Source organism: Schlesneria paludicola DSM 18645 (assembly GCF_000255655.1).
Taxonomy (GTDB): Bacteria; Planctomycetota; Planctomycetia; order Planctomycetales; family Planctomycetaceae; genus Schlesneria; species Schlesneria paludicola.
This window is the reverse complement of record NZ_JH636435.1, coordinates 1,004,637-1,026,320: the sequence shown is the minus strand read 5'-3', so window position 1 is coordinate 1,026,320 and position 21,684 is coordinate 1,004,637. Positions and strand designations below refer to the sequence as shown.

The following is a 21,684-nucleotide window of genomic DNA, read 5'->3' as shown; positions in this document are numbered from 1 at the left end:
AGCCATTTTCGCCGTTCATTCGATTGCACAAGAACAGTTCCTGAATATGGGCATTTCGAAGCGGGGCCGGCACTTCGGTTTCATTTCGTGGAAAGATGTCGCACGACTGGTTAGCATGCTGGACCGCGCGAGACGATTTCGTGCGATGACTTTGGCCGCTAGGAGTCGTTCGTAGGGATACGAGTTCTTGAAACAACAGAAGAGTGGATTAACAATGAGTGACGGCAAGAGTGAGGGTATCGCGCCGAATGCACAGCGTCTGCTGTGGGCCGGCTTCATGGCGATTCTCGCCGCGGGGGTCGGATTTTCGATCCGCGGGGGGATCTTGGGCCAGTGGGCGGTGAAGTTCGGATTCACGATGACTGAGCTGGGAAATATCACCGGCGGCGGGCTCGTGGGGGCCGGCGTGATCATCCTCATCGGTGCCTTTGTTGCCGACAAAGTGGGTTATGGAACGCTGATGGGGGCCGCGTTCGTCGCGCATTTCGTTTCGGCGGTTGTGACGTTGGCAGCAGGTTATGCGTACACCGTCGGTGGAAAAGAAGCAGCATATTCTTGTCTGTACTGGGGAATGTTCCTGTTCGCGGTTGGTAACGGAATCTGCGAAGCCGTGGTCAATCCCCTCGTCGCGTCACTGTTTCCGGCGAACAAGACTCACTACTTGAATATTCTTCATGCAGGTTGGCCCGGCGGACTGATTCTGGGTGGCCTGATGTCCTATTTCATGAACCCTGATTCGGGAAACGCAGTCGACTGGAAGATTCAAATGTCGCTCTTCCTGGTGCCGGTGGTTCTGTATGGCCTGATGGTTTTGGGGCAGAAGTTTCCGAAGTCGGAAGCCAGCGATGCCGGCGTCAGCTACGGCACGATGATCCTTCAGTTGATCGCGCCGCTGATGCTTCTGCTGTTGGTCCTGCACGCACTGGTCGGCTATGTCGAACTGGGAACCGACTCGTGGATTGGGAAGATTACCGGTTCGATCATGGGAACGAAGCAAGGTGGTTTGCTGCTGTTCGTGTACACGTCCAGTCTGATGTTCGCCTTGCGCTTCTTCGCCGGTCCGATCGTGCATCGCATTTCGCCGCTGGGGCTGTTGTTCGTCAGCAGCTTACTTGGTGTTGCCGGTTTGCAGCTGCTTGGCGCCGCGAATACCGTTGTGTTGTGCGTCGTTGCCGCGACAGTCTACGCCTGCGGCAAGACGTTCCTGTGGCCTACAATGCTCGCAGTCGCTTCCGAGCGTTTCCCCAAAGGTGGCGCGATTACGATTGGTGCGTTGGGTGGAATCGGAATGCTTTCGGCCGGATGGTTGGGCGGACCTGGGATCGGTTTCAAGCAAGACTACAATGCCTCGAACGAACTGAAACGCGAAGCGCCTGAAGTCTATGAGCGTTACAAAGCGGACGGAGAGAACAGCTTCCTGGGATACAAAGTCGTCGGCCTGGATGGATTGAAAGTCGGGGTTCTCGACGACAATGGTAAGGAATTGGAACGAGCCAACCAGTTGCTGCGCGATGCGAACAAGCCGGAAGAAAAGTTGACTCCATGGTGGGCGGAAGCGCAAAAGACCGCCGCCGAGGATAAGCAGCTTGTCGATAAGGCCGTACTGCATGGTGGCCGCCGTGCTCTGCAATTGACGTCGTATGTGCCTTTGACGATGGCCGGACTTTACCTGTTTCTGATTATCTGCTTCCAGTGTGCCGGTGGCTACAAGGCTGTGCATATCGCAGGGACACCCGTCCCAGAGTCGCACTGAACGTTGCTGTGATTGCATCGAGAAGTCACGTTTGACGCGACTTCTCGAAGTCGAGGAATTGAAAGCAGCCGAGACCATCTGCGAAGATGGTTTCGGCTGCTTCGTTAAGGGCATCCGTGTTTGAAGCGGCGCGAACCTCTTTTCGTCGCGTATTGTTGGGGAGAATCCCTTGAGGTTTGGCAATGCCTGATCGGTGGGATTGGCTGACCGAAGAACTGCGAGTCTGGGCCGCGGGCGGCTTGTTGCGGCGTCGGCGCGAGATTCGTCCCTTGGCAGAGGGGCGTTGCTGGGTGGATGGACATGTCGCCTGGGACTTTGCATCGAACGACTATCTTGGCCTGGCAACTCATCCCAGTGTCGTCCAGGCAGCGATGAGCGCCCTGGAAACGCACGGAGTCGGCGCGAAGGCCAGCCCTTTGGTCTGCGGCCGAAGTGACGAACATGTTCGGCTTGAACAGGCTCTGGCTGAGTTTGAAGGGACCGAGGCCGCAATTGTTTTTCCGACGGGAATGGCCGCAAACGTGGGGACCGTCGCCGCCCTGGCATCCGAAGGAGATTCGGTCTTCTGTGATCGACTGAACCACGCCAGTCTGGTTGATGGTTGCCGGCTCTCGGGCGCACGGCTGCGAGTCTATCGCCATGACGATTTGGATGGATTGTCTCGTTCGCTGGCCCGTGAATCGTCGCGGCGACGATTCATTGTGACCGACAGCGTGTTCAGCATGGATGGAGATCTCGCTCCACTTCCAGAGCTATGTGCAATTCGCGATCGATACGGGGCGATTTTGATTGTGGATGAAGCGCATGGAACCGGTGTCTTCGGTCAATCCGGTCGCGGTGTGGGCGAAATGTTGGATGTGGAAGAACGAATCGACGTCCGCATCGGCACGTTGAGTAAGGCGATCGGCGCGTTGGGCGGATTCGTGGCGGGGCGCAGGGAACTCATCGAGTTTCTTTGGAACAAAGCGCGAACGCAGATCTATTCGACTGCACTGCCACCGGCGATCTGTGCGGCGGCGACGGCGGCGCTGCAGGTCATTCGCGCGGATTCGACCGGACGTGACCGTTTGCTGCAGCGGTCTGCCGCGTTTCGGAACGCATTGGTTCGATCGGGTATCGTTCCTTATCCGCATTCCGTCGGGCCGATTGTACCGGTTGTGCTCCACGCGCCCGAAGCGGCGATCGAGGTGTCAGATTCGCTGCTGAAGAACGGGTTCCTGGTCGGGGCAATTCGCCCGCCGACGGTGCCACAGGGAACCTCGCGCCTTCGAATTACGTTACATGCAGCAACTCCTGATAATGCCCTGGAATCGTTCGTCGCCATCCTCGCTGAAACGTGTGCGGGACGCGTTTGACGTGCAAGTCGTTTATGTGAATAAGGTTGTGGAGTCACGAGGGCCAAGGCCAGATGCGTGACGAAACGCGAAATTGTGGCGATTGGCTCGATTTATTCGTGATGCATTATGTCAACATGTTGCGAGAGTGAAATAATCATCACATTCGCTTCGGTCGGTAGTCGAATCACCACGCCGTTGCAAATAGAAGTCACCTGATCGCGGCCAGGTGACCGTCTTTGAAATAAACTTGGGTCGTGACTATGGAAGCGCGAGCGTTGGTGATGCTTGGAATTACCGAGCGGAATGACGAGCGTCACAGGAATAGGTAAATGAGCGTTTCGACATTCAAAACAAGTGCCGCTTCAAGCGATGACGAGTTCGCCGACTTGTACGATCAGTACGTGGCGGACGACAGTTTGCCGCCGCCAGAATGGCTGACGAAACTCCACTTAGATCGACCACGTCGTAACATTCATTGTATGAGTGAGTCGACACGCCGCTGGAAACGCCTGCTTGATATTCTGTCGTCCTTTACATTGCTGGTTCTCTTAAGTCCCGTGATGTTGCTCGTCGCGATTCTGGTCCGGCTGACGTCGCCAGGCCCGATCGTCTTTAAACAGACTCGTGTCGGATTGAATCTGCGACAGAAAAAAGGCGACCGCCGGAAGAGTGATTCGCCTGGCGTCCCGCCCGACGGAATCGAACGTCGTCGTCTGGATCAGGAACGCCGGCGCGATGGTGGATATGGACGGCCCTTCGTGATCTACAAGTTTCGCACGATGCGTATTGATGCAGAGAAAAACGGACCTCAATTCGCGGTGAAGGGCGACACGCGCGTCACGCCGATCGGTTGGTTTCTGCGAAAAACTCGGTTGGACGAACTGCCGCAACTCTGGAACGTCCTTCGTGGTGAGATGTCATTCGTCGGCCCTCGGCCTGAGCGTCCCGAATTTGTGCAGGAACTGACGAAAGAGATTCCGAACTACATCAATCGGTTGGGATTGAAGCCGGGCCTGACCGGCTTGGCACAGGTGATCAATGGATATGACAACGACATCGAGAGCTTCAAACGCAAAGTCAATCTCGACCTGCTCTACCTGCAGAACTGTTGCCTGACGAACGATATCAAGATCATGCTGCGAACCATCCGCGTTGTTCTGACAGGAAGCGGAGCGCTCTAACGCGACTCCGAGTGGTGCCGAGACACGTTCTCAGTCCATTGCGACCGGTTGACACTCAGCTTGTGAACAGACGGCGAGTGTGCGGCAGGGCAGGATGTCTGACTCCCGTCTCAGATTCTCAAAAATGCGACTGCCGCGAGTTCTCTCTGGACGGCGTTGCGTTCTCGTTTGCTTCACGAATATCATCATTGTCACGTCGTTCTGTGAGTGCACTCGCTTACTAGGGAGAGAACGTCCAATATGCCTACCGTGACATTCGTCAACGAAAAGAAAACGGTCGAAGTTCCCGCGGGATCAAACCTGCGACGCGAAGCGATTAAGGCTGGAGTGCAGCTCTACCCCTTCCCGCACAATTACGTGAACTGTCTTGGCTTCGGTGCTTGCACCAGTTGTCGGGTCATGGTGAAGAAGGGCGTCGAAAACTGCTCGGTGCAAAGTGGGTACGAGAAGTTCATGATGACGGTTCCTCATCCGCTCACATTCTTTGCGCGGATTGGTAATGAATCCACACTTCGGCTTGCCTGTCAGATGCAGGTCAACGGCGATATCGAAGTGCAGACTCAGCCGTCATTGAACTGGCACGGCGAAAAGTTCTGGAGCTGACGACGTCTGATTTGCGAACGACACGTTCGTCCAGACCCGAATGGTCGCGCGTAGTGATCAACTGCGCGCTATGACTTCACTTTCGATTTGGTTGTTGCGATTTTCAATCGGAATTGACGCGTTCATAAACTCATCGTGCGCAGGCCGACGAGCCTGTGGGTAAACCTTAAGGGCCTCTCAGAACAGAGTGGCGGCGCAATTAGCTTTGGAGGGTAGGCGCGTTATTGAACAGCGCGCTCACTTCGTCCCAGCGGAAGTTGGGATCGAATTGCCGGGTCGCATCCCGGCTGTTATCACCGAGTGACGAGAGCAATCGGCGAATCAACTGTTCCGCCTCGGATTTCTCCATCAGCCATCGGTCACGGGCGGCCAGCCATTTTGTGTGGTTTGCGGCCGCTTCATTCGCGGCGATTCGCAGTCGTTCTTCTCCCAGTCGCAGGTCTTCATCGCGCTTCGTCAACCAGGATGTCAGACGCTGACGTTCGTCATTGAACTCGGCACGCTGTCGTTCAAACTTGGACTGTGATTCCACATGTTCGCGTCGACGCTCCGACAGGGATTCGTGCATCTGCTGGTGATATCCAGCGAGCGAATGTCGAACTTGGTCAACTCGAAGTCGTGCTTCCTCTTCACCTGCCACATCCGTTAATTGTGCCCACGATTCCTCGACGGCCAATCGCATTTCGAGGGTGGCGCGATGTGTTTCTTCGAGTTCTGCACGCAGTTTGTCGAGTCGAATGCCGCGGCTTTCCAGGTTTTCGGTCCGTGCAACCAGCGCCTCTTGCTGTCGTCGCAATTCGCTCTGCTGAATCTGGCGCTCTTGTTCCCAAGCGTGCTTTTCGGCCTGGAAGTTCATGCGATCGTAGTCAGCCGTGCTGGTGATCGCTTTTCGTGTGCGGCTGAGCACTTCTTGCTCGCGATCCAGCGACTTCTCACGCTCGTCGATCGAGGAGCGATAGAGGTCGACCTGCCGCTGCCGCTGCAGTGTGATCTTGTTGGCTTCTTCAAGTCGCTGCAGCTCGATCTGTCGATCGCGGCGATGTTCGTTTTGGGCCTGCTCGAATTCGGCTCGCGATTTATCCAGGTGATCCTGTTGGAATCGAATTCGATTTTCAATCAGGGTCAATTCACGAGACTGTTCGTCGCGACGTGTCTGAAGAGCGGCTTTCTGCTCGGCGACCTGCTGTTCCCAATTGTCCCGTTCCGCTTGAAGCTGCTGTGCGTGCTGTTGTCGGAGAGTGACGAACTCGACTTCGAGAGCTTCGCGTGAGGCGGCCAGTGCGGAATCGCGTGAGGCGACCCATTCGGCCTGTTGCGATTCCCGGAATGCCCGTTCCGCTTCGGTAGAGTGCTGCCAATCGGCTTTCTCGGCTTCAAGTTGCGTTAGCTGCTCAAGCCGAGTTTGTTCCCATTCCGCCCGTTCGCTTTGCAGTGACTGGTCGTGATGTTCGCGGGCCGCGCGCAGTTCATGTTGGATCTGATCGCGCCAGGCCGCCACTTCTGTTCGCTGTGCTTCGAGCGATTCGATCTCTTTCTGACGAGATTGTTCCCACTCGGCGCGATCCTGAACGAGTGCGGCCGTCTGCTGTGTGACCGTCTCGGCCAATTCCTGCTCGAACTTCACACGCTCGGCCTGCAGTGCTTCGGATTGCACCGTCAGCTCAGTCTCGCGAATGCGACAGTTTTCTTCCCATTCGAGTGACAATTGTTGAAGCTTGGCGGTGTGTTGCTCCTGCTCGGCCGCCAACTGCAGTCGCGTCGCTTCGCATGTGCGTTCCCATTCGCTTTGTTCCTCTCGTAGCACCGCAGCTTGCTGGGCACGCAGGGAATCAAATTCGACGGTCATTGCATCGCGTTCGGCCAAAAGCTCGGCACGTTGCGTTTCGATCAGAATCGCCAGTTCGGCTTCTTCACGCAGGCGAGCCTGCTGCCACTCTTCGCGTTCGAGCTCCAACTTGTTCGCGTGTTGCTCACGCAACTCCGTCAGCTCCGCCGCGAGAGCGTCGCGTGCATTCAGGAATTCGGCATTCGCACTCGCGATTGTCGCGTCGAACATCGCACGTTCACGATCGATCTCTGACTTCTCGTGGTCACGCGTGCGCGCCCAGGAATCGAGTTCTTGCTGGAATGCGACCTTACGCTGCTCCCATTCTTCGGTCAAAGACTGCCACAGTTTCTCGCGCTCGTCTTTCAGCGTCCGCTGATTCTCTGCGGTCAACAGAGTCAGTCGCTCTTGCAGCGAATCTTTCAAGCCCCGTGCATGATGAAGTTCTTTTTGCAGCTCCGCCTTGGCGACTTCGATGGCTTTTTTGTCGGAAGCGAGTTCCGCAAGGATCTCTTCCCGCATTGCTTTTTTGCGATTCTCGATGTCCGCTCGCTGCTGCTGAATCGTCGCCGCTTCAGATTCGAGTTTTCGTGAATGCAGTTCGAACGCGATCATGCGTTCGGCAAGGGCGGCTTCGTTCTTTTGGAGCTGGCTGCGACGAGCGTCGAGTTGCGACTGGTCGTGTGCCGCCTGATGATGGAAACGCTGTTGATCTTCTTCGAGCTCAATCAGCCGGCTACGCAGCTCCATTTCGCGCTTGTCCAGCACCGCTTTCTGGGCCTGAATCTGATTGTGAATCAGGCGAGCTCGCTGACTGATGTCATCCAGGAACTGCGTATCAATATGTGAGACGTCAGGAGTGACGGGCACAGGTGCAGGCGCCGGGCGACCGGCCGCGCGGCCGGGAACAAAATGTTCCAGGTTCTGCCACTCGACCTGGCGGGCTTCCGCCTCGGGGGGCAGTGTATGGGCGGGATCAATACGTACCCCGATCCCGTACGAGTTCATGTGATGATGCTCACTGAGCGAACCGGTCACAGGCAGGATGCGTTGCGCGTGCTGTTCGTCCTTGACTCGCTCATTCATCTGGGAGTCCCTTCCCAATCACACAGCTGCATTTGAAACAAAAATGCGGACGATTCAGGGATTCAATCCGTCGAAACCCTGAATCGCCGACGTCTTACAGGTGGCTATCGATTGCGGCACTCAATTTTGCTTTAGGTGTCACACCGACGAAGCGGTCGACAACCTGCCCACCTTTGAAAATCATGACGGTGGGAATTGAGCTAATCCCATAGTCGCTTGCGACTTGCTGATTGTCATCAATGTTGACTTTCCCAATTCGGACGCGGCCCGAATAGGTGTTGGCCAACTCTTCAATGGTTGGGCCAAGCATCTTGCAAGGGCCGCACCACGGCGCCCAGAAGTCAACCAACACAGGTTGTTGGCTATCAACAACATCGGATTTGAAACCGGCATCTGTAAACTCAGCGACGTTACCAGCCATGATCTGCCTCTCGGATGAAAATTTGCCATAACTCAAAGCCCGACGCAGAACCCCGTCGCGACCGGTTGAGTCATAGATTATAAGGAATTCGCACTTTCGGTCAATTTGGATAACGCTGTCCAAATCGGAAAACCAATCGGCGCCTTCGCTTCGGAAGAGCGCCACGAGGTGTGAAAAACGCGATTTCAAGCGGCCGATGCAGATCAACTGTTTGAGAAGTCGGCCCGAATCGGCAATGATCACCGTGATTCGGCCTGTTCGTGTCAGCGTTGTGACTGTGGGGCCACCGAGTATTCCTTGCGGACCGGGTGATTTTTCTCATGAACGAACCGTCACCCGATAAGCCTCCGCGACGGCCACGCTATCGAGGGAAGAATCCGCGGCAGTTTCACGAGAAATATAAAGAGCATCAACCGGAAAAGTACGGTGAAGTTGTCGCGAAGGTCCTTGCCAGTGGAAAAACGCCGGCGGGGACGCATCGGCCGATTCTGGTTGATGAGATTCTTGAGTTTTTGGCTCCCGCGCCAGGACAAGTTGCGGTCGACTGCACGTTGGGGTTCGGCGGGCACGCCACGGCAGTGCTCGCAGCCCTTCAACCCGGCGGCAAGTTGATCGGTGTCGACGCCGATCCCTTGGAGTTGCCCAAGACCGAGGCGCGACTGCGTGGGCTGGGCCACCCCCCCGAGTCGCTTGTCGTGCGGCGGATGAATTTTGCCGGGATTCTCGGTTTCGTTCTGCAAGAGGCACCGGCTGGGGCTGACATTCTACTGGCGGATCTGGGACTCTCGTCCATGCAGATCGATGACCCGAGTCGAGGGTTTACGTTCAAAACAGACGGGCCGCTCGATATGCGGCTGAATCCTGGACATGGGCAACCGGCGTCGGAACTCTTGTCGCGGATGACCGAGACGGAACTGGCGCTGATTTTGGAGCAGAATGCGGATGAACCGCAGGCCGTGAAGCTGGCCGCAATGATATTGCAGACGCATTCGAAAACGCCGATGACAACGACCGGTGCGCTTGCCAGCGCGATCGCGAATTTCATGCAGAAAGGCCGCGCGACAGAAGAACGAACCAAAGAGACCGTCAGGCGTGTGTTTCAGGCTCTTCGAATCGCGGTGAATGATGAGTTTGGGGCGCTGGATTCGTTCTTGCGGCAGCTACCAGACTGTCTGAAACCGGGCGGACGGATTGCCATTCTGACGTTTCATTCGGGCGAGGATCGACGCGTCAAACAGAGCTTCAAGCGCGGACTTGCCTGTGGTGACTACTCATCGATTTCTGAGGAGGTCATTCGGGCGTCGGCGACCGAGCGGCATGCCAATCCCCGTTCGACATCTGCAAAACTCAGATTTGCTGTTCGCGGTTGATTTTGCGACTTGGCGGATTGAATGCGAGAATGGGGGATTGTCGAAGAGGGCGTAGTACCTCCCGCAACGTTGTTCTGTCAGGGGCATGCAAACGGCCCATACATGAGTTGGCCGGCTTGCAACGAGGTCATCGAGGTGTGCCCGTTGAGGTTTGAAGCTTCGCCGACATCGACCGCAGCTTCCGCTGGTCAAACGGATTCCGACATCGCGGCTTCAGATCGATGATGCGACGACGGCTGTTTCGAGAGAACTTTTTCCAGCGCCATGATGTCCTGCTCCAATCGAATCACCTCGTCATTGGTGAGTTCTTCTTCGCCGAAACGAACTCGATAGAATGCTTGCGAAATCCCGTTCGGGGCCATGGCGTCGGCATCGGCAGGAAGCTCGGAAGCCAGTGCCATTGCGACTTCTTCTGCAAACTCACGCTGGGTCTGCGAGGGTTTACGTTTCATTCCACGGCTGCGCATCAGTTTGGCGAATCGTTCGTAGAAGGCGACAATTCGTTGACGGCGTTGCTGGCCCTGATCAATTCGATTGAGCCACCAATCGCGAAGTCGCGAGGATGACCAGCGGATGAGCCATGTGATACCTGTCAGCAGAAGCAGTCCAATGAAAATAAACAAGAAGCCTCCGACGCTGAACCACTTCTCGCGATCCGTCAAGAGGTTCCAGAGCGTCTTCATTGCCGATTCGGGTGACGTGAACAGTTGTTCGACGAGTGTGGCGAGCATATAGGCTAACTCACGCATCGGCTTGTAGATCGATTGTTCCTGGCGGTCGAGGGACATGTTCAACACATTCTCGGACCAAAGGCCTGAGAGCGTGGTTTGAACTCCTTGCCAGACGGAGGATTTTTTCGCGGCAACTTCGGCCACACTGAGGGACCTTGCTTCCAGCGGGGTGGCGTCAAATGTTGTCCATTTCTCGTGATCAACCCATGCGTCGACCCACAAATGCGCAAACCTTTGCTGGACTTCAAACGAACCGTCCGGGTGCGTAATTCCTCCCTTGAAGCCGCTCACGACGCGCGCTGGAATGTCGACACTGCGCAGCATGAGTGCCAGTGCTGTGGCGAAATATTCGCAGTGCCCTGACTTGCGATTGACGAGAAAATCTTCGACTGGGTCAATCGTCGAATCATGGATCGCAAGGTCGAGCGAGTACTTGTAGATTCCGGACTCGCGCAGGTAGTACTCGATGGCCGTCGCCTTCTCGAACGGCGTGAGTTCACGCGCTTTCGATCGGTTCTCGGCTCTTTGGATTCGTGCGGTTTCCTGTTCGACGATGTGACGCGCTAGTTCCTTTAATTGCGACAGCCCCTTGGGCAGTTCGGTATTGTCTTTGAGGTATCCTCGCGTGTAGTACGCCGAACGCGTGTCGGGCGAAACTTTGATGGCGTAGTATGGTTGTTCGACCGTCGGCAGGTTGGAGTAGGCCAGGTATTCTGTGACGTTTAACTCGCCTCGGACTTCATTGCGCATTGCGACGCCCGTCAGGGCATCAAAATCTCCGAATGGAATTCGACGCGATGTCATGGCCAACGGTGAACCCAGACAGTACAGCACCTGAGAAGTCGTCGGTTCCAGCCGAACGTTCTGACGAACGGCGGCGTCTGCGGAAGCGATGGTAAAACGCACGATGTGGAATTCATTGCCGCGACTGGGGGACCAGCGTCCCTTTTCATACTTTGTAAAGACGGCACCTCGGAAAAGCGGTTCGGCCATGCCTAGCAATTGTGCGTAGTCTTCGACGGGAATGTTGGCTTTCGTTTCCCGGTTTGTGAGCTGAATCTCAAACACGCGTTCGGTGCTTTCGAGGACTCGACCGAGATCACCCAGCTTGATGAAGCCAGCAAGTCCGGTTTTTCGTACCAGGCCGGACATGGCATTGGCATCGTCCTGTAATGAGAAGTCCGGCCCAACCCAAACGCGGGGGATAAATGCAAAAAATGCCGTGCTGACAAGCAAGGCCGAGCAGGTTGTCAACAACACCCCGGTAACAAATCGTGCGGTCAGCCACTGGGTTCCCTCTTCGTGTTGCACGGCACTTTGAACTTCGCTCTGTGACGCGCGATTGCCCCTCGTAAGTGGCTGCGCCAGCGTTTCACCGGGCGTTCCTTCGATCCGTCTGAGGTTTTCTTCTTCGAACATCTGTTCCGCCCGCCACAGCGAGAAGATCGAAAGAGTCCAGACGGCGCAGAACATGTAGCCGACAGCACAGAATCCGAACCAGCCTTTGCTTGTCAGGACTGACGCTACGGCCAGTTGCAGGATTCCCAGTGCTAACAAGAACCAGTAAAGGCGGATTGTTTTCTGCTGGAAGAGCACGATCCACGTGACATAGAGCAAGAGGTGTGTGCCGGCCAGCAGTTTTCCTTCGCGGCTATCGCCGGAGAATTCGTACCCGGTCGCAATGAGCGCCATCATTCCCAGGACGTTGGCCCACGTTGAACTCAAGCCGAGGCCTGGTGAAGTCGTGCGTCCCGATTTCCGTTCTGTTACGAGATATCCGCCGATGACGACAGGCACTGAGAGGAACGGCAGTAGCAGGCTGCTACGAAAGCTGTAACTCTGTGATCCTTCGCCTTCCGCAAGGCCGAGAATGATGCCGATCAGCGCCGTCAGGCCGTAGAGGCTGATCTTGAAGACGGTTCCGAGTTCCATACATCCAGTTCCTCATTCGTCCCGATGCAAAACTGGTTCTCGGCGAACGGAGCGTAGTTGTCGTTCGTCGTCAAAAATCAGCAGCGAGTCATCCGTCCGTGTCGTCAGGTTCAGTACGTCAATCCGATGCGAAAGCAAGGATTGGTACGGCAGTTCTCCCTCGCGTGTTGTGATGAGCAACAATTGAGTTGTTGACTGAGTTTGTTCGAGTGTGGATTGAAGATTTTCGGCGACTTCACTTGCGGAGCCCGGTTCAATGACCGCCAGTCCGTCGAACAGCGATTCCAGGCTGCTCGAATGTCCCTGCCCTTCCCATCGAAAGGTGCGCGCTCCCGAAACGGTCAACGACAGAAATCCATCTCGACATTCGCGTCCCCGTTCGACCAGGATCGAGGCGACAAAGCTCAGGGCGAAATCCACGCTTTCGTGATCGGCGGCTTTCGCGTTCGGCGGTTGGAAAAGATCGAGTACCACTGCCAGTGTATGCTCGCGATTCTGATGAAATTCGCGAAGGATCAATTCTCCTCGTCGTGCTGTTGAACGCCAGTGAATCGCGCGTGGGTTATCACCCGATCGAAATTCTCGCAGGCGATGAAAATCGTCGTGAAACACGCCGCGTTGCGGTTGATTGCGAGAAACCAGTTCGGTTGCCCCCACCAGCTTCAATCGCCAGTCGGGAGAGATTCGACCGATTCGAGGATAGATCAGAACTTCACTTTTCACGGGGAAGATGCGGCTGCGCTCAACGAGTCCGAGGGGGAATCGAGACGAGACTGAAAGAGGGCCAAGTCGATATCGACCGCGATGCACAAGGCGCAACTGGTACTGTCCTGCCTGCGACGAACGTGGAGAGACGCGCGAAAACAAGACCGTGGCATTCAGCGATTCGAGCGTGTGCCCGATCTCGTCTCGAATTGACATCATCCAGATGGCCAGCAGCGGGCGACTGTTGTGAAGCTTTAGTTCCACCGAGAATAATTCGCCTTGCATCGCTCGCGGTGGTGAATCGCGATGAACTCTGGCTGCCTGAAGCATTCCAAACGTCATCCAGCCGTTGATCACAAACGGGCCTGCCATGAAGGCGAACACAAGCAGCAGCGTGTTTTGTTTGGTGAGCATCGCCCCTGTGAACAGGACGAACATGATTCCCAGGTAGATCCAGCCTTCGAGTGGAATCGTCATCCAGTGCTGGCTAAGACGCATCCACGACGGAAGTCGCGGGCGGTGCTTGAGCTGGTTCATGAACTGAATCACGCCAGTCAAGCCAATAATCAGGACAATCACCCGAATCAGAATGTGTCCCGGCATTGGCAGTCGGGCGGTGAGCTGCGGCTCATGAAAGTAGATCGCCGTCAGCAAGCACGCCACCACAATGGGCAGAATGCCTGCCCACGGATTCTGTTTCAGACGCTGATCAGAAATTGGTGAATCAGACATTCAGGGCATGGCCGAATAGCAGGAAGGCTCGGGTCGATGCGAAGTCTTCCTATTACACGGTGTGCACGCCAACTAGTCCAGCCTTCGGGATGGACAGATTGGGGAACTCAAATATGTCTGAGAATGTGATGTGGCCGGCTTCTATTTCGCTGCGGCGGTTTTCTTTCGGAAGGGGGCGTAAACTTCACGAATCTTCGTTTCGAGGTTTGTCGCGTCAAGGTTTGTTTCTCCCACAATTCCATTCGGATCGAGCAGGAACATCGTGGGGAGCGAATTGATTCCATATTGAATCGCAAGCGGCGAATTCCAGCCTCGTTCCTGTTTGCTCGGGAAGAAGACTTGTTGCCAGTCCAGGCGATTGGCTTCCACGAACGCGTCGACAGCTTTTTCATCCGTGTCCAGATTGACTCCGACCACTGTCATGAAATTGCGGTATTTTGTCGTGATTTCGAGGATCTTGGGAAGCTGTTGTGTGAACGGTGCTGCATTCGATGCCCAGAAGACGACCAGTACCATCTTTCCTTTGTGTTGCTTGACGTCGATATCGCCACCGTCGATTCCGGGGCCCGCCAATTCAAGCTCCTGCCCTTTCAATTGTAGTCGACGCAATACACTTGCGGCCTGTTGTCCCTGCGGAGTGTCTTTGAATTTTGCGCCGAGCAACTCGTAACAACCGCGTGCTTCGTCGGTCTGTCCATTCATTTCGCAACTGCGTGCGGCGGCCATCAAAAGCGGAACCGATCGTGGCATTTCGTCAGGGAATCGGTTCGCGTACGACTGTGTGCACTTCGAGAATTCTTTCAGCCAGCGTGGGTCTTTACGTCCATATCGCAGGCCATTCGCGTGCGTCAAATTCACAAGCGTCAAAGCGGCTTCTGAGGCGGAATCCGATTTCGGGTTTCGCTCGAACAGAACCTCGTCTGCTTCATACAAGGCTTTAATGCTGGCTGTATCCCCCTGCAACGCAAGTTGTAGGCGAGCGTCGAGCAGATTGTGAACGGCGGCCGCGAACAGGGGCTCAAGCTCGGGATTCTTGCTAGTCTTTTGCAGGCATTCTTCGGCGAGCTTCACGATCTTCTGGTTACGCTCACGGCGAATGTCGCGATTTCGCTCGATTTCTTGTGCCAGCTTCTTTTCTTGTGCTGGCGTTAATGGCTTGTCGTCTTCATCCGAGTCGTCGTTTTCTTCCTCTTCTTTCATTTCGTTCGGCAACGGCAGTAATCGAATCTGCTGAATTTCCGCCAGCAGCCATTGGGGCGAGCCTTTTTCCAACAGTTGCTGAGCAGGCTCGCTGTTCTCGGACGCCGAATCAGGTTGAGCCTTCTTGCCGAACAGGCCTTTTGGCAGCAAAGTAGGTGCGGATTTCGTCGTGGCAGAGGCGCGAGTCACCTTGCCCTTGTTTTTCGCATCGTCAGGGCCGGGGACCGCGAGCAGAGGCAAGCCCTCGGAAACATCATTCGCATCGGCGACGGTGGTTTCGTTGATGTTGATTTCAGCGACGGGTGGCGACTGCGTTCCACATCCGGCCAGCAAAGCCGCGGTAACCAAACCCGAACCGCCCCAACTCCAAGCATTCGCGACGAAACGCATTGACCTCTCTCCATCCCTTGAGAGACCCGAAATCAACGAAATGGCCGAACGCATACATGTTCGGTTCGGCTTTCGTGGGCGAGTTTTAGGCCAAAACCGGCAGATGCCGCAAGAGCGACCCGACGCCGAAGAAGGCTGATTTCACTCAACGAATTAAGGTTCCGTCGATCGAATGAGGCTGCTGGTGGGGGCAGTGACAATCGATCCATCTTGCTCAATTTACGGGAATAAACATAATCCATCCACATCAGGCAAAGTTCGTGGCTGCGGTCGTGGGCTCGCTAGTCTGCAGGAAAAACGGGCGGTATACTTCAAACAGGTTGGCTGGAGTTTCCTCAAACCCTGCTGGTCGAATGAAGTGAATCGTTCGCTGGACGCTGTTGTCGGGATAACGGCGGAACTGGAGACGTTTGGCGCTTTGCCGATCGAGGATGCGATCTATGTATGAGAGCGACGGATCACGTGTGGCGAATGGCTCTGCTACCGGCGTAGAGGCCGGCCCTGCCTTCGCGCCAAACCCTGTCGCACCAAGCCCCTCTACTCCGTCCAGATCGAGCTGGAGCCGCCGAACGCGTTCACTGCTTGGGGTTCAAATCGTTTCGACGGGATCGTACGTTCCGGATCACATCGTTACGAATGCGGACCTGCAAAGTCTTTACGGTTATGACCCCGCGTGGATTGAGCAACGGACTGGAATTGTTTCGCGACGCTATGCGCGCCCTGAACAAGCCACCAGTGATCTGTGCGTCGAAGCCGCTCGACGAGCCATCCGAAATGCTCGAGTCGACACCCGCGAGATCGACTTGGTGGTCGTCGGAACCTTTACACCAGATTTCCAGTGTCCATCCACCGCAAATCTGGTGCAAGAAGCTTTAGGAATCGACGCACCCGCCATGGACGTCCATGCGGCCTGCTCTGGTTTCGTCTATGCATTAGCGACGGCCGCGCAATTCGTCGCGACTGGGAATAGTCGCCTGGCGCTGGTAATTGGCGGTGATTGCAATAGCCGCATCGTGAATCCGTTGGATCAGAAAGTCGCACCACTCTTTGGCGACGGTGCGGGTGCGGTGCTGATCGCTCGCGGTGACGCGCATCAAGGATTGATCTGTTACCAGCTTGGGTCCGATGGCGGCGGTGGAGCGATGCTCGACCGGCAGGCAGGCGGCTCTAAGAATCCCGTAACCCACGAAGATTTGGATGCGGGACGTCAATTCTTGCAAATGGATGGCCGCAACGTCTTTAAGTGGGCCGTTCGGGCGGTGGCGGATAGCATGGAAGTTGTCATGCGAAAATCGGGGATGTCTGTGCAAGATATCTCGCTGTATGTATTGCATCAGGCGAACATCCGCATCATCAATCATGTGGCGGAACAATTGGCGATTCCACAGGACCGGATGTACAACAATCTTCGGGACTATGGCAATACGTCAGGTGGATCGATTCCCATCGCCTTGGACGAGGCCGTTCAAGCGGGCCGCATTTCGCGCGGAGACACGATGCTGATGAGCGGATTCGGTGCCGGTTTGACTTGGGGCACCTGCTTGTTCCGCTGGTGAGTCGGCATGTTGCGACCATGGTCGCAGGTCGTCGGACACTCTGGTCAATCGACTCTGGTGGAACTGGCACTTTGTGCTGGCAGGCTTGGAGGCATCCTCGAGAGGCCGGGTCAAGATTTCCGCCAGCGAGCGTCGCCCTTACAGTGAGCCTGCCACCTAGTTTAACAGTCCAATGTGTGTTCTGTTTCCCATTTGGACACATGGCTGGAATAGTCGCGCCACTCCGCTCGTTTCAACTTTAGGTAGGCACGGGTGAACTCCTCACCGAGCCCAGCTTTGAGAATGGTGTCGTTCTGCAACGCGCGAAGTGAGTCGAGGAGGTTATCGGGCAAGACTCGCATGTCGGGAGGAAGCTGCTCGAAGTAGGCGTTGGTTTTGGACGGAGGACCTGGCTGGCAATGATGCGCCATTCCGTAAAGTCCCGCCTCGAGAAGGCCTGCCGCCATCAGGTACGGATTCGCCGATCCGTCGGCCAGGCGCAGTTCGAACCGCCCGCCATCCGGAATGCGAATCATGTGTGTGCGATTGTTGCCAGAGTAACTGATCGTGTTCGGCGACCAGGTTGCACCCGAACTGGTTCCGCGTGCGTGAATTCGTCGGTACGAATTGACCGTAGGGGTTACGAGTGCCGACAGTGCTTCGGCAGAGTTCAAAACTCCGCCCAGGAATTCGTAGGCAAGCGTCGAAAGGCCAAGATCGTCACGCGTGTCGGCGAAGAGGTTCGCTTTCTTTTCTCGGTCCCACAGCGAAACATGAATATGACAGCCGTTTCCAGTCAATCGAGAGAATGGCTTCGGCATGAACGTCGCACGCATGCCGTGCAGTTCGGCCAGCGATTTCACCAGGAACTTAAAAAACGTCTGGCGATCGGCAGTTTGCAGAGCTTCGCCATATTTCCAGTTGATTTCGAACTGGCCATTCGCGTCTTCGTGGTCGTTCTGGTATGGCTCCCATCCGAGGTCGGTCAATGCATCACAGATCGCGGCGATCAATTCGTAACGACGCACGAGTGCTTGCTGGTCGTAGCATGGTTTTTTCTGATCATCAAAGGGGTCACTGACCGACTGACCATCGGGGGTGAGGAGGAAAAACTCGCATTCGACGCCCGTTCTCATCTCGTACCCGTGCTGCGCAGCACGCGCGATCGAACGTTTCAAGACGTTGCGGGGCCCTTGTGCCAGTGGCTGGCCGTCCATCCATAAGTCGGCGGCCAGCCAACCAACTTCCGGTTTCCACGGCAACTGGATCAGGCTCTCGGGATCGGGCTTTGCGAAGACGTCAGGGTCGGCGGGGGTCAGGTCCAGCCATGTGGCAAATCCTGCAAAGGGAGCTCCATTCTTGCAGACCTCCTGGATCGCGGCGACGGGAATCAGCTTTGATCGCGATGTCCCCATCAGATCGGAGTAGGAAACCAGGAAGTAGCGCAGGCCCAGGGTTTTGGCCGTTTCAAGCAATGACATGGCATCTTCTTTCATACGGACGAGATCGCCCCGATTGCATTGTCCTGACGAAATCTTCGGTTTAAGCCTCACGGCTTCAGTGTCTTCAGAGATGCATTGACTTCACGACGTTTTCTTTTTTTGTAAGCCTTTAGGCACTAAGAATCTCGGCGACGGCGGATCTCAAGAACGTCTGGTCCGCCGGATTCTTGGCGGGGTTGCCGGCTCGATGCCCCCAGATTGACGGTATGGGAGAAAATGTCGCACGGGGAATCTGTTGTGCTTCGCGCTGGCAATCTTCTGATGTGAAATACAAATCGGTCTGCCCCGGGATGATGTATGTCTTTGCTGCAATGGACCTGAGCGCAAGGCCGATGTCGCCGTCAAACGTTGCGTTGTTGCTGATGTCTGACCGTTTCCAGGTGTCGATCATCGACAGCAGGTTGCCCGCGTCGCGTCGTAAAAAACTGGCTTCCCAGTCCCGAACCAGAAAGTCTTCGAGCGATTCATAGCCCAACTGAAGGTGGATCTGCTCGCGATAGAACGCTTGTGACAGTGCCCACCCGGCATATACCCGCCCAAAGGCCTTCAATGCTGCTTGTGGTGGATGAGTAAAGTGGTCACCCGCCCATGCGTCATCTGCCATGAGGATTGCGCGCAGGCCGTCGAGAAAGACCCAGTTGTGCGGCGTCGTCTTCGCGGTGCCGCAGACGGCGACAATCCGCTCGACCGCATCGGGGAACAATGCTCCCCAGTGCAGTGCCTGCTGAGCACCCATCGACCATCCATAAGCGAGCGCCAGCCGCCGAATTCCGAAGACGTCATTCAGCATGCGCCGCTGGGCAGTGACATTATCGACGTGCGAGAACGGAGGTGTGCAATGACCTTCGGTATTGCTCGGTGAGGTCGAGAGTCCATTCCCGAACATGTTGGGGATTACGACGAAATAACGCGACGAATCGAGGATTCGTTCTGGGCCAACGATCCAGTCGATATCCGAATGATGGGCGCCGTACGAGGTTGGGTAAAGGACGACATTCGATCGATCGCGATTCAGCGTGCCATACGTCTTGTACGCGAGTCTCGCTTCGCGCAGCGTCTCGCCACACTGCAGTCGAAAGTTTTCAAGAAGAAACAGTTCGCAGGTTGCACCGGAGGATGAACTGGATGACGCATTCGCCACGTTCATGCCTCCTGTTTCGCCTGAGCGAGAGCTCGGATGATGATCTGGTTTGCCACGACATAACTGGGAGCCAGATGGGCGAGTTTGGTTTTCAGTTCATCGTGTGCACGCGGCAATTGATAGAACGGGATCGACGGATACAGGTGATGCTCGGTGTGGTACGGCATGTTCCACATCAGCAAACGAATGGGAAAGTTCGTGAGAGTCGTTCGCGTATTGGTAAGACCATTTTCGTCATAAGTACACCCGGTATGTTCCGCGAGCAGAATCGCGCGCAGCAAGGGTTGGGCCAGCAGGACTGGCAAAAAGAAGTAGTACAGAGCGGCGGTGTGGCCAAGTGCGATCGAGACAAGCCCCGTGGCATAAACTCCAAGCTGGATCGATGCTGAGATCGCGATTTTTCGACGGGCATTTTCGGGAACGAATGGATACCGTCCTGTTTGTCCGGTGGCCAGGCGAATGAACATCAGAGGTCGATTACACCAGAAGGTGATCGCGCTAATCTCGACCAGATATTCCCAGACGTTCCGTGGTTTGGGAGACATCAGCTCGGGATCGCGTTCGGGGTCCTGCGTGTACCGGTGGTGCCACGTGTGGTAGTAGCGGTAGTAGGTGAAGTTGTAGAAGCTCAACAGTCCCGCGATCCATCCGAAAATCTCATTCAAGAGGGGTGTCGCGAATGCGGTTTTGTGCACGCATTCATGCATCGGCGCGAACATCGTGACGATCGTGAATCCGTGCAGCATCATGGCTGGGATCATCAGATACCAGTTCGGTGTCGCCATCCAGATCAAAATACCAGTCAGCGCCATACATCCGAAGTGGGCTCCAAATCGTGCGTAGCCCTGCAGGTCCGAACGAATGCTCAGTGATCGAAGGACGGAGATCTCCAGCACATTTCGGCCAGGGAGGGCCGCTGTTCCCATGTCAACTGCGTCGAGATTGGGCGCATTCTCGGAACCCATCGCATGGCACCTTATGGAGACTCGAAGGGGGATTACTAGTAGATCTACAAAGCGGAATTGACCTGTTGATGAACTTGCGGTGAGCAGATCAACGAATCAAGAATCTTGCGAACATGTCAGAACAGAATGGGTGTGGTGCTTAAGGCGGTTGAGCGTCATGCGACTTACTGAGCGTATCGACGTCTGTGTTGTGAGCGTAAAACCGTGCCGACACCTCGACAAGTGTCACTTTAGGTTTGATTGTTCGAACTTCGGTTATGTGAAGCGGATCACAGAAGACCTCAAGGCGGGATGGCCGTGAACGTCAATGGTCAGATCGTGGCCGATGCGTGTCATGCATTCATTTGAAAGCAAGTTCTCATCGGTTCAATTCGCCGAATGCATCGCCGTGCGAAACGCGTCAACTGTTCACAGGTCGGGAAAGGACTGCTCGGGTCGAAGCACGATGGATTCCCATGCCTCGGGAAAATGTGCCTATTCCCCGCGCTTCGGACTGGGAACTTTTACGAAATGCGAAACATCATTCCTGGTTGAGATGCTCATTGCATTGGGGTTCGCTCAAGAACGCGTTAGGCTGGATTCGCGTCAACTGACGTCATCTCGACACACATCTCGGAAATAAGGGCTCGGCTATGTCATCGGAAATGGTCATTACGTCTGTGCATCAGATTGGCCTCGATGAACTCAAGAAGCGATCCGGCTGGTTCATCGCCTTGGGCGTCTTGCTGGTTGTGTTGGGAACGATCGCACTCTCGTATTCGGTGATGTTCACAATTGCCTCCGTCACTTTTGTTGGTTGCCTGATGATCATTAGCGGAATTCTGCAGGCCGGGCACGCCGTTATGGCAAATCGTTGGGGTGGCTTCTTCATGGAGTTGTTGATTGGGCTGTTGAGCGTTGGCGCGGGGACATTGATTGTCGCCAATCCCGTTGCCGGCGCGGCGGCGTTGACACTGTTGATCGCGATGTTCCTGATTGTCGGGGGGCTATTTCGAATCGCGATGTCATTTGCGATCCGCTTTCATCATGCGTTCTGGTTGACGCTACACGGGATCATCAATCTCGCACTGGGGGCCATGATCGTTCAAGACTGGCCGATCTCTGGACTCTGGGTGATAGGTCTGTTCGTCGGAATCGACATGCTGTTTAACGGCTGGTCTCTAATCATGCTCGGTATCTCGGCACGGCAACTGCCGCAAGCCGGGACCGGCAATCCCCCCGCGTGACTGTTGAAGATACGCGTTAGCGTTAGGAAGGCCACTCGAAGATCTCGGT

At 55.6% G+C, this 21,684-nt stretch carries 15 protein-coding genes; 7 read left to right on the top strand and 8 right to left on the bottom strand.

Annotated features, from left to right (window positions below):
* Positions 1-214: 214 nt before the first annotated feature.
* The 4 genes from OSO_RS0121720 to OSO_RS0121705 all read left to right on the top strand — a co-directional run bounded on the left by OSO_RS0121720 (position 215) and on the right by OSO_RS0121705 (position 4,874).
* Positions 215-1,753: an MFS transporter gene (locus OSO_RS0121720; RefSeq protein ID WP_010585233.1), complete on the top strand. Its 1,539-nt coding sequence runs from the start codon at positions 215-217 to the stop codon at positions 1,751-1,753.
* A gap of 182 nt (positions 1,754-1,935) precedes the next feature.
* Entirely contained in the window at positions 1,936-3,108 is a 1,173-nt protein-coding gene (gene bioF, locus OSO_RS0121715; RefSeq protein ID WP_010585232.1) for an 8-amino-7-oxononanoate synthase, read from the top strand.
* 311 nt (positions 3,109-3,419) lie between these two features.
* A complete protein-coding gene (locus OSO_RS48375) occupies positions 3,420-4,271 on the top strand; it encodes a sugar transferase (RefSeq protein ID WP_010585231.1) in 852 nt (283 codons plus the stop codon).
* A gap of 240 nt (positions 4,272-4,511) precedes the next feature.
* Entirely contained in the window at positions 4,512-4,874 is a 363-nt protein-coding gene (locus tag OSO_RS0121705; RefSeq protein WP_010585230.1) for a 2Fe-2S iron-sulfur cluster-binding protein, read from the top strand.
* A 199-nt stretch (positions 4,875-5,073) separates the two neighbouring features.
* Here OSO_RS0121705 and OSO_RS0121700 read toward each other — a convergent pair whose 3' ends face one another.
* Entirely contained in the window at positions 5,074-7,785 is a 2,712-nt protein-coding gene (locus tag OSO_RS0121700; protein WP_010585229.1) for a coiled-coil domain-containing protein, read from the bottom strand.
* A 94-nt stretch (positions 7,786-7,879) separates the two neighbouring features.
* Positions 7,880-8,206, bottom strand: a complete 327-nt coding sequence (gene trxA / locus OSO_RS0121695) for a thioredoxin (protein ID WP_029247310.1) — start codon at positions 8,204-8,206, stop codon at positions 7,880-7,882.
* Positions 8,207-8,526: 320 nt separating this feature from the next.
* Here trxA and rsmH point away from each other — a divergent pair, with 320 nt between their 5' ends.
* Positions 8,527-9,576, top strand: a complete 1,050-nt coding sequence (gene rsmH, locus OSO_RS0121690) for a 16S rRNA (cytosine(1402)-N(4))-methyltransferase RsmH (RefSeq protein ID WP_010585227.1) — start codon at positions 8,527-8,529, stop codon at positions 9,574-9,576.
* Between the two features lie 188 nt (positions 9,577-9,764).
* Here the strand turns inward: rsmH and OSO_RS0121685 are convergent, their stop codons facing one another.
* From OSO_RS0121685 to OSO_RS0121675, 3 genes are all read right to left on the bottom strand, one after another.
* Entirely contained in the window at positions 9,765-12,239 is a 2,475-nt protein-coding gene (locus tag OSO_RS0121685; RefSeq protein ID WP_010585226.1) for a transglutaminase TgpA family protein, read from the bottom strand.
* A 12-nt stretch (positions 12,240-12,251) separates the two neighbouring features.
* On the bottom strand, positions 12,252-13,676 hold the full coding sequence (locus OSO_RS0121680; RefSeq protein ID WP_010585225.1) for a DUF58 domain-containing protein: 1,425 nt from the start codon (positions 13,674-13,676) through the stop codon (positions 12,252-12,254).
* Positions 13,677-13,817: 141 nt separating this feature from the next.
* Positions 13,818-15,266, bottom strand: a complete 1,449-nt coding sequence (locus OSO_RS0121675; protein WP_010585224.1) for a TlpA disulfide reductase family protein — start codon at positions 15,264-15,266, stop codon at positions 13,818-13,820.
* A 440-nt stretch (positions 15,267-15,706) separates the two neighbouring features.
* Here OSO_RS0121675 and OSO_RS0121665 point away from each other — a divergent pair, with 440 nt between their 5' ends.
* The gene (locus OSO_RS0121665) at positions 15,707-16,822 is read left to right on the top strand and encodes a 3-oxoacyl-ACP synthase III family protein (RefSeq protein WP_010585222.1); all 1,116 of its coding nucleotides are present in this window, start codon (positions 15,707-15,709) and stop codon (positions 16,820-16,822) included.
* 161 nt (positions 16,823-16,983) lie between these two features.
* Here the strand turns inward: OSO_RS0121665 and glnT are convergent, their stop codons facing one another.
* The 3 genes from glnT to OSO_RS0121650 form a co-directional block, all read right to left on the bottom strand.
* On the bottom strand, positions 16,984-18,282 hold the full coding sequence (gene glnT, locus OSO_RS0121660) for a type III glutamate--ammonia ligase (protein ID WP_029247308.1): 1,299 nt from the start codon (positions 18,280-18,282) through the stop codon (positions 16,984-16,986).
* Positions 18,283-18,412: 130 nt separating this feature from the next.
* Entirely contained in the window at positions 18,413-19,450 is a 1,038-nt protein-coding gene (locus OSO_RS0121655) for an alpha/beta fold hydrolase (protein ID WP_010585220.1), read from the bottom strand.
* The gene (locus OSO_RS0121650) at positions 19,447-20,409 is read right to left on the bottom strand and encodes a fatty acid desaturase (RefSeq protein ID WP_010585219.1); all 963 of its coding nucleotides are present in this window, start codon (positions 20,407-20,409) and stop codon (positions 19,447-19,449) included. Before OSO_RS0121650 ends, OSO_RS0121655 begins: the two co-directional genes overlap by 4 nt.
* Before the next feature lie 632 nt (positions 20,410-21,041).
* Here OSO_RS0121650 and OSO_RS0121640 point away from each other — a divergent pair.
* Positions 21,042-21,635, top strand: coding sequence for an HdeD family acid-resistance protein (locus tag OSO_RS0121640; RefSeq protein ID WP_010585217.1), 594 nt, complete (start codon positions 21,042-21,044; stop codon positions 21,633-21,635).
* The last annotated feature ends 49 nt before the right edge of the window (positions 21,636-21,684 follow it).